The organism is Okeania hirsuta (assembly GCF_003838195.1).
Lineage (GTDB): Bacteria > Cyanobacteriota > Cyanobacteriia > Cyanobacteriales > Microcoleaceae > Okeania > Okeania hirsuta.
The window spans coordinates 70972-80163 of sequence record NZ_RCBY01000008.1; the positions used below are offsets into that span (position 1 = coordinate 70972).

Annotated in this window: 5 protein-coding genes; 2 read left to right on the forward strand and 3 right to left on the reverse strand. The window is 39.7% G+C overall.

The features are described from left to right. Window positions 1-9 precede the first annotated feature (9 nt). Window positions 10-1356: an RNA-guided endonuclease InsQ/TnpB family protein gene (locus D5R40_RS02705; RefSeq protein ID WP_124144030.1), complete on the reverse strand. Its 1347-nt coding sequence runs from the start codon at window positions 1354-1356 to the stop codon at window positions 10-12. A 751-nt stretch (window positions 1357-2107) separates the two neighbouring features. Here D5R40_RS02705 and D5R40_RS02710 point away from each other — a divergent pair. Further along, on the forward strand, window positions 2108-4201 hold the full coding sequence (locus D5R40_RS02710; protein WP_124154192.1) for an NAD(P)H-quinone oxidoreductase subunit 5: 2094 nt from the start codon (window positions 2108-2110) through the stop codon (window positions 4199-4201). A 66-nt stretch (window positions 4202-4267) separates the two neighbouring features. On the opposite strand, the gene D5R40_RS34425 is transcribed toward D5R40_RS02710, so the two are convergent. Beyond that, a complete protein-coding gene (locus D5R40_RS34425) occupies window positions 4268-4459 on the reverse strand; it encodes a hypothetical protein (protein ID WP_124154193.1) in 192 nt (63 codons plus the stop codon). Window positions 4460-4486: 27 nt separating this feature from the next. Between D5R40_RS34425 and D5R40_RS02720 the strand changes: the two genes are divergently transcribed. Continuing rightward, window positions 4487-6067, forward strand: a complete 1581-nt coding sequence (locus D5R40_RS02720; protein WP_192901263.1) for an NAD(P)H-quinone oxidoreductase subunit 4 — start codon at window positions 4487-4489, stop codon at window positions 6065-6067. Between the two features lie 840 nt (window positions 6068-6907). Here the strand turns inward: D5R40_RS02720 and D5R40_RS02725 are convergent. After that, the gene (locus D5R40_RS02725) at window positions 6908-9139 is read right to left on the reverse strand and encodes a multicopper oxidase family protein (RefSeq protein ID WP_124154194.1); all 2232 of its coding nucleotides are present in this window, start codon (window positions 9137-9139) and stop codon (window positions 6908-6910) included. Between the last annotated feature and the right edge of the window lie 53 nt (window positions 9140-9192).

Here is a 9192-nt window from a genome sequence, read left to right on the forward strand (position 1 = left end):
AAGTGTGAACTACCCAATGCTATAGCTATTGCTATAGGATAGGTTTCCATCTTCGCTGGGAATAGCATCTAACAAAACTGATGTTTTGCCAGGTGACTTACATTCCCTCAGATTGGCAGTAGAGCTAATTCCTAACTCCTGTTTTGAGTGCATTTGACATTTGTCGTGCAACGGCAAATTACGCACTCGCAATATCCGCAAGGCTTCATTTTTGATATTGATTGCAGCATTAATTTCTCTATTATGGGTTGTATGACAATGCTCGCAAGTCCAATTTTTCACATTCAGAGACAAACTACCAACTTGATTTAAACAAATATTACAAGTTTGTGAATAAGGCAAAAAACGATCGACTTCTATATAAATTCTTCCCTCTCTTTCTGCCTTATAACTAAGCATTGTTTCAAACATTCCCCAAGCACCATCACCAATAGATGCAGCTAAATTATTGTGTCTTGGTGCGCTACCAAGTGCGTCTTTCGCTGAGGTTGGGTCACACCGCTTTTTTATAGCCAGATTTTCCACTGCAATTACTTGGTTTTCGTTGACTATCTTAAGGCAGCGCGTTGCGGGGGTTCCCCCCGTTGTAGCGACTGCCGCGCGGGATAGCTTGTGTAGAAAATCTTCGCGGCATCTAGCTATTTTACCCTGTAATTTAGCTATTTTTATGCGTGCTTTATTTCGTGTATTACTTCCTTTTTGTTTACGAGCTAATTTCTGCTGCTTCCGTTTGAGATTAAGAGTATATTTAGCAATATTTTTAGGATTTTGATATTTTGAACCATCTGATGTTATACAAAAATGAGTTAATCCTAAATCAATTCCTATTGCTTTTCCTTCTGCTAGTTTTTCAGGATTCACTAGATCATCTTCAACTAAAACAGAAACAAAATATTTACCATCTGGATTCACAGAAACAGTTACAGTCTTGATTTCCCCTGAAAAATCTCTATGGCGACGATAATAAACTAATCCAATTTTAGGTAGTTTGATATAGTTATCCTGAAATTCTACATTTTGAGGATAAGTAATAGATTGTCTACCTTTTTTAGACTTAAATTTTGGTAACTTCGCCTGTCTATCAAAGAAGTTTTTGTAAGCTGTAGACAAGTTTAATGCTACTACTTGGAGACACTGAGAATAAGTATCTGTTTTTAGCCATTCATGCTCTTTTTTAAGTTGAGGAAGCATTTTTTGAATAGCAGCTCTACTGAGACTTTTTCCAGTGTTTTTGTAGGTTTCATGGCATAAATTTAGTGAATAGTTCCAAAACCATCTACAACAACCAAAGCTCTTTGCTAAAGCCAATTGCTGTTCTGATGTTGGATATATTCTATACTTATATGCCTGATACATTTATCACTTATCTATAACAATGATAAAATTTTAGCATATATTTTTATGTACCTACAACTATAGCGCTACGCAAATACGCTGTTGACATTCCTCTGTTCACTATTCCCACCAAAGTTTAAAGTTTATTGTCAAATGCCAAAAGACGTAGTGCTATATATTGATTGTGATTAATACCTACACTAAAACTGCACTATGATGCAGAATTTATCACAACATCAAGTTATATCATGTCCGCTTGAATACTTATACTTTGGTGGAAGGAAGGCAGAGGGCAGCTATACTGCTATACTGTTTGCGTAGCATGACCTAGGAAAGGGTTTCTTTCAATTGAAACTTAATTCTATACACGCTCCGATGCTACCGGACATGATATTAAAAGTAATATGTTTAATCCAAAATTAAACACTAGCTTTCACAGGTAAAATGGCTTAAGCAATTATACTGAAAAAAAATTAAAATTTCCACTTTGTATAGACTACTAATTAAAGTCGTGAATGAGGAAATTGTGTGAATATTCATCAAATTCATCCTCAGTTTTTTTGACTTTCCTCAAAAAAAGTGCTATTTAAAAGATTTCCAAAATTTAACTCTAAAGTATATAAACTTTTGACTATTTAATTTTGACTTTTGACTTTTATCCCTGCATAACCATTAAAAAAATTGATCTTTAGTTTTGATCCCAGGAAAGTCTGTGTAAGAATGCTTATTAGTTTTGTCTACTTAATTAAGAATTATAAAGTAACCATAAATTATGGAAGCACTTTATCAATATGCCTGGCTGATTCCATTATTGCCCCTACTTGGAGCAATGGTAGTTGGCCTGGGACTAATATCCTATAGTCAAGCCACCAGTAATTTGCGACGGGGATCTGCAATATTCATTGTCTCCCTGTTGGGAACTGCAATGGTTCTCTCCTTTGGCATCCTCTGGAGTCAAATTAATGGCCATGAAACCTATACTCAAATGTTTGAGTGGGCAGCAGCAGGTGACTTTAAACTCAGTATGGGCTATACCATCGACCATCTGACTGCCCTAATGTTAGTCATTGTAACTACTGTTGCCTTTTTGGTAATGGTCTATACAGATGGTTACATGGCTCACGACGCAGGTTATGTACGCTTTTATGCCTATCTGAGCTTATTTAGCTCCTCAATGTTAGGTCTAGTGGTCTCTCCAAACCTGGTCCAGGTCTATATCTTTTGGGAACTCGTGGGTGTATCTTCCTACCTACTAATAGGTTTCTGGTACGACCGGAAAGCAGCAGCAGATGCTTGTCAAAAAGCTTTCGTTACCAACCGCGTCGGTGACTTTGGTCTGCTACTAGGGATGCTCGGAATTTACTGGGCGACTGGTAGCTTTGAATTTGAGGTAATGGGCGTTCGCCTAGAACAACTGGTAGAAACAGGCGCTCTGAGTGCTGGTTTAGCTACTCTGTTTGGTGTTTTAGTCTTTTTAGGACCTGCGGCCAAGTCGGCTCAATTCCCATTGCACGTCTGGCTACCAGATGCCATGGAAGGTCCTACACCAATTTCTGCTTTAATCCATGCTGCGACAATGGTAGCTGCTGGAGTTTTCCTAGTTGCGCGGATGTATCCAGTATTTGAACATCTGCCAATAGTAATGAACATTATTGCTTGGACAGGAGCTTTCACGGCTTTTCTAGGAGCAACGATCGCCATTACTCAAAATGACATTAAAAAAGGTCTTGCCTATTCCACTATTTCCCAATTGGGATATATGGTCATGGCAATGGGTGTGGGAGCTTATAGCGCCGGACTATTTCACCTAATGACCCACGCTTATTTCAAAGCCATGTTGTTTTTGTGTTCCGGTTCAGTTATTCATGGTATGGAAGCTGTTGTCGGTCATAACCCAGTTTTGGCGCAAGATATGCGGTTAATGGGTGGACTGCGGAAATATATGCCTGTTACCTCTGCTTGCTTTTTAATTGGTACTCTGGCAATTTGTGGTATCCCTCCTTTTGCTGGTTTTTGGTCAAAGGATGAAATTCTGGGCAGTGCTTTTGGAGCAAACCCCGCTTTATGGTTGATCGGTTGGGCAACTGCTGGAATGACTGCTTTTTATATGTTCCGGATGTATTTCTCCACTTTTGAGGGAGAGTTCCGGGGTAATGATGAGCAGATTAAACAGCAATTAATGGCTGCAAACTCTACAGGTGACAAGGTCGAGATGACCCCAGCGGTAGCTTTCGGACCTGGTGCAATGGACCCGAAAGAATTAGAACACGGCCATGATGACCATGACCACGACCACGACCACGGTCATCATAGTGACTCTCCCCATGAGTCTCCTATTAGCATGACTTTACCATTGATGGTTTTAGCGATTCCTTCAATGATTATTGGTTTGTTAGGAACGCCTTTTGCTAATTATTTTGAGCAGTTTATTTATGCACCAGGAGAATCTTTGGCAGAGGTGCTAGAGGAATTAGCTGAGTTTGACCTGACTGAATTTTTGATTATGGCAGGTAACTCTGTTGGTATTGCTTTAATTGGCATTACCTTTGCTTCCCTGATGTACTTGAGTCGTAAAATTGACCCTAGTGCGATCGCTGAAAAAATCAAACCTCTTTACAACTTCTCTCTCAACAAGTGGTATCTAGACGACCTCAACGACAAGCTATTTGTTAGAGGTAGTCGTCGTCTAGCACGTCAAGTGTTGGAAGTAGATTACAAAGTAGTTGATGGAGCTGTTAACTTAACAGGTTTTATTACTTTGTTGAGTGGGGAAGGTTTGAAATATTTAGAAAATGGTCGCGCTCAGTTCTATGCCCTAATTGTATTTGTGGCAGTTTTAGGCTTCGTTGTTTTCTCTGGAGTTTAGAGGGAACAGGGAACAGGCAGTGCTGTTTCACCCTCGATAGACACGGAGAAGCGGGGATGGAGGCTTTTAATTTACGATTAAAAGTTGGCTTTCCACCCAAAGAAGTAGAAATGCCCATAACTGTCTCCCCGTCAGGCTTTGAGAGAAACGCAAAAATTTAGAATGAAACAGCCCTGAAGGAACAGGGAACAGAAAATTAAGAATTGCGAGTAGTATTTTTTCTTCTTCCTTCTTCCTTCTTACTTCTTCCTTCTTCAAACATTTTAAAAGTGAGATTTGATATTTATGGCTAATTTTCCTTGGTTAACTATAATCATCCTATTTCCAGTAGTTGCATCGTTGCTAATTCCGATTATTCCGGATAAAGACGGCAAAACAGTACGGTGGTACGCCCTAATTGTTGGATTAATTGATTTTACTATTATCACTACTGCCTTCTGTACTGGATATGACACGAGTAACCCAGACCTCCAACTGGTAGAAAGTTATGCTTGGGTGCCGCAATTAGACTTAAATTGGTCAGTGGGAGCTGATGGTTTATCCATGCCATTAATTATCCTGACTGGTTTCATCACAACTCTGGCAATTATGGCAGCGTGGCCTGTAACTTTTAAGCCAAAGCTGTTTTATTTCTTGATGTTGTTAATGTACGGCGGTCAGATAGCTGTGTTTGCTGTGCAGGATATGTTGCTATTTTTCCTAGTTTGGGAATTAGAGTTAGTACCAGTTTACCTAATTCTTTCCATCTGGGGTGGTAAAAAGCGGTTGTATGCAGCAACTAAGTTTATTCTTTATACCGCAGGTGGTTCGCTATTTATTTTGATAGCAGCGTTAACCATGGCGTTTTATGGCGATACTGTTACCTTTGATATGAGTGCGGTCGCTGCGAAAGATTACGCTCTGAATCTACAACTATGGTTATATGGAGCATTTTTAATTGCCTATGCTGTAAAATTGCCAATTTTTCCATTACATACCTGGTTGCCTGATGCTCACGGGGAAGCAACTGCACCCGCTCATATGTTGCTGGCAGGAATTCTGTTGAAAATGGGTGGTTACGCTCTGTTGCGGATGAATGCAGGAATGTTACCTGATGCTCATGCAGTGTTTGCTCCTATATTGGTAATTTTGGGGGTTGTGAATATTGTCTATGCCGCTTTGACTTCCTTTGCTCAACGAAATTTGAAGCGGAAAATTGCTTATTCTTCAATTTCTCACATGGGTTTTGTGTTGATTGGTATGGCTTCATTTACCAATATTGGTATGAGTGGAGCTGTACTACAAATGATTTCCCACGGTTTGATCGGGGCGAGTTTATTCTTCTTAGTGGGAGCTACTTATGACCGTACCCATACTTTAATATTGGATGAAATGGGTGGTGTCGGTCAAAAGATGAAGAAAGTGTTCGCGATGTGGACGACTTGTTCGATGGCTTCTTTAGCATTACCTGGAATGAGTGGATTTGTGGCAGAGGTGATGATATTTATTGGTTTTGCCACCAGTGATGCTTATAATCCAACTTTCAAGGTGTTGGTAATATTCTTGGCTGCAGTGGGAGTGATTTTGACTCCAATTTATCTGTTGTCAATGTTGCGGGAGATTTTATACGGTCCTGAGAATAAGGAGTTGGTAGAACATGAAGTTCTCAAGGATGCCGAACCCCGCGAGGTGTTTATTATCGGTTGTTTGTTAGTGCCAATTATTGGTATTGGTTTCTATCCCAAGATTGTGACTCAGATTTATGATGCGACGACAGTACAGTTGACAGCGCGGTTGCGAGATTCTGTGCCAACGTTGATAGAATCTGGAGAAGTGGCGTTGAAGAGTGAGTCTGAGTTGGTGAAGCGATCGCCTGCGATTAAGTAGTTTTGGCGATGGTTGGTGATTTTAGATTGTTCTGAATTTTGTATTAGTTTTTTATCAACCCCCTAAAGTTCATAGGGGGTTTTATTGTTTTTTATTGATATCGATGTGGATAAATATAATACCAATTTGAAAAAAGAATGTTACGAATAGTAAGGCTAATAAAAAGACTTTGCAGGAGATGTCCCTTTGACAAAAAAGATAATTTACGCCCTAAAAATAGTATTAAAGCCATTCATTCTGACTCCTGACTCCTGACTCCTAATAAATACCCTAGATATTTGTAGCAAAAATTTATCAAATTGGTATAACGCTTTGAAAAGCGACTTAATTCCCAAAGCGGTCTTATAGCTTTTTTGGCAGCATTACAGCGCTTTTCAAATTGATGAACCACATCTTCATAAGCAAAACCTTGTAGGGACGTTCCATGGAGCGTCTTTACTGTGGTTTACCCAAATGAAAACCGCTGTAATATCATGTCCGGTTGAATACTTACACTTTGGAGTCGGGAAGGCAGAAGGCAGGAGGCAGGAGGCAGGAGGCAGAAGGGAAGAAAAGGTTAGAAGGGAAAAAGGTTTTTTATCACTGATTATCCGGACATGATATAAGTTGAGCTTGAGAGTAGTGAAGTTTTCCATTTTCTAGAATCCAAATAAACGTGCGAGATATTAAATCTGTACGATTGCGGAATGTGGGTTTTAAATTGGTATTATTTTAATACAACCGGAAAAAAAACGTAGAGATTTTCTGTAGAAAGTCCCTACAATAGTTTAGTCTTTGAAGGTTTGAAGGTTAAGAATCATCTTCTAAAAATCTAGACAACTCTCGACATACTCCTCATCTTTAGCGTCCTGATATCTGTTGTAATTGTGGTATCACCTCTTCTCCTCCATACCCTTTTGTATTTACCACTTTCAGATTATTCATCATACCGCGATCTTCGTGGAATAGTATATGGCAGTGATAGACAAATGGACCAGTAATGAAGGGATTGACAAACGGAATACGGACTGTAGTTGTGCTGGAAGGAGGTAAGTTAATTACATCTCGATATCCTTGGGGTAGTAGAGGACAAGTGAATGTATTATCACCATCGTTTTTTGTACACCCTTTATATTCTGGATCTTTTGTTTCTCCTTTATAAGTCCCTACTTCGTAGTTATTGTAGGTGCATTTTTGAGCCTCAATACCTTTACATGGATCTTGATTTAGAGTAACCTCAGTAACTACGAAATCAAGCTGGTGTATGTGGAAAACGTGGGTTGCAGGAGTGACATTGACCAAGTGCCATTCTTCTAGGTCTCCTATTCGGGAAATTTTATCTATTCGGTTTCCATCATATAGTTCTTGGATTTCAAGGTCTGTTTTACTTGCTGTTTGTTTTTTCTCAAATCCTTTAAGAAAAAACTTTGGAAAGCTTTGGCTGAAATAGAAGTAACGTTTCTTGGTAAGTGGATCGCTATACAAAGTCGATGGAGTTAGGCAACTATTGTTGACAAAATCTTCTGTCCTGCTTTCGCATTCTTTTATGGTATAATCATTATCTTCATAGTAGCCATCGAAGAGTATTTCAGGGTCAGGCAATATCTTGTCTACATCAGGATCGCCATCTCTTCCAGTCTGAGTTGTTGGGGTCTGTTTTTCAATGTAAGCATATAACTCTTCTTGATCTTGAGTACAACTTATGCTCCCAATTGTCAAACCAAGTTTTCTCTGATTTTTGTCTTCATAGCATACTGGTTCTTCCCCGTCTACCTCAACAGTTGCTAACAAGTAGCTTTTGAGCTGACCACCTTCTTCTCCCACCCACTTTTCCCCTTCGGTCAAGCCAGTGGTAAGGTCAGAAACCAGATTATAGGTCTTGTTTCCACTTACTGTATTACCTCCTACAACAAGAACCTCTACCCGGCTAGCAGGTGGCAATAGAACTGAGTCAGTTGGTACTACCTGTTCAACAAAATCAGCATCCCGCGCCAAGATATAAAAATTTGGTTTTTTGTTGGGGCGAGCAAAAGCAGGTTTACTTATATCTGCTTCTTCCAGAGCAATGTTCATGTACTGATCCGCACCAACATTAGCAATGCGCCATAACTGAACCTCTCCTGGCTTAATAGTTATGCTGGGGTTTACTTGACCATTAAGAGTGAAACAATCAGCACTCCCTCCGGCTAGAACATCATTAAAATCCTTGAACATCATTACCTTTTGATTTACAGAAAACTTTTCAGGTTCTTTGAGTGGTGTTGATGGAGTTCCTGTTGCAACTTTAATTCCCTTTTCGGAACTGAGAATTTCGTAATACTGATCGCTCCCCTTAATAATAATTCCACCCGACAAACCAGCCCGAACCTGATTATCGCTCAGTGAGTGGGCGTGGGAGTGATACCAAAATAGTCCTGACTGATGGACGTATGGAATCTTGACATCCATCTTGTACTCAGTTGTCGGACCACCATATTTAGGAGCGGCTGGATCATCACCGTCATAATAACCACCAGGAAGATCCCCTTCTGAACCACTGCTTGAATCAGGTGTTGTTTCACCAAGTGGGGGGACTGGTATTAACTTATATCTGTTATCACTAAATACATTATAAGTGACTTTTACATCGTCACTACTTGCGGTTCCATTCAGTTCTATTTCGTCTTCAGATCGAGATGGGACATCTATTGGTTTCGGTGTCACATTAGAGGGAACATCCACCAAAACATCATCAGCTCCCAGTAAAGGCGATACGTTGAAGCCATGATAATGAATGTTAGTGTATTGAGATACACTCTCTAAATTTTCTTTTGTTTGTGGTAAATCTCCCGCCAATTGAACATTTACTGGTAAATCATTGGTAAGGTCTAGATTAATGGAGTTAGGTCTAAAAAAATCGTCTCCTTCTTTTTCACTAGGAGATACCACTATAGTTGGTGGGGTAAAGGTTCCAACCATATTGTTAGGAGGATTTTTTGGAGCGTAGTCTACAATCTTAACCCTTCCAGGTAGACTATCTTGATTTCCTAGATCATCATCTCTAACAATGGTCTTTTGTTGAGGTGAATTGCTATCGTCATAGTAAGTAGTCATGAACTACCCCGCCGTGTAGACGGACGGGGTTTCTAAGTCCCCGTCAACAAAGT

What these genes read in the sequence shown, in the direction of transcription:
- D5R40_RS02705 (WP_124144030.1), bottom strand. Translation starts at nt 1,356, where the DNA reads ATGTATCAGGCATATAAGTATAGAATATATCCAACATCAGAACAGCAA.
- D5R40_RS02710 (WP_124154192.1), top strand. Translation starts at nt 2,108, where the DNA reads ATGGAAGCACTTTATCAATATGCCTGGCTGATTCCATTATTGCCCCTA.
- D5R40_RS02720 (WP_192901263.1), top strand. Translation starts at nt 4,487, where the DNA reads ATGGCTAATTTTCCTTGGTTAACTATAATCATCCTATTTCCAGTAGTT.
- D5R40_RS02725 (WP_124154194.1), bottom strand. Translation starts at nt 9,139, where the DNA reads ATGACTACTTACTATGACGATAGCAATTCACCTCAACAAAAGACCATT.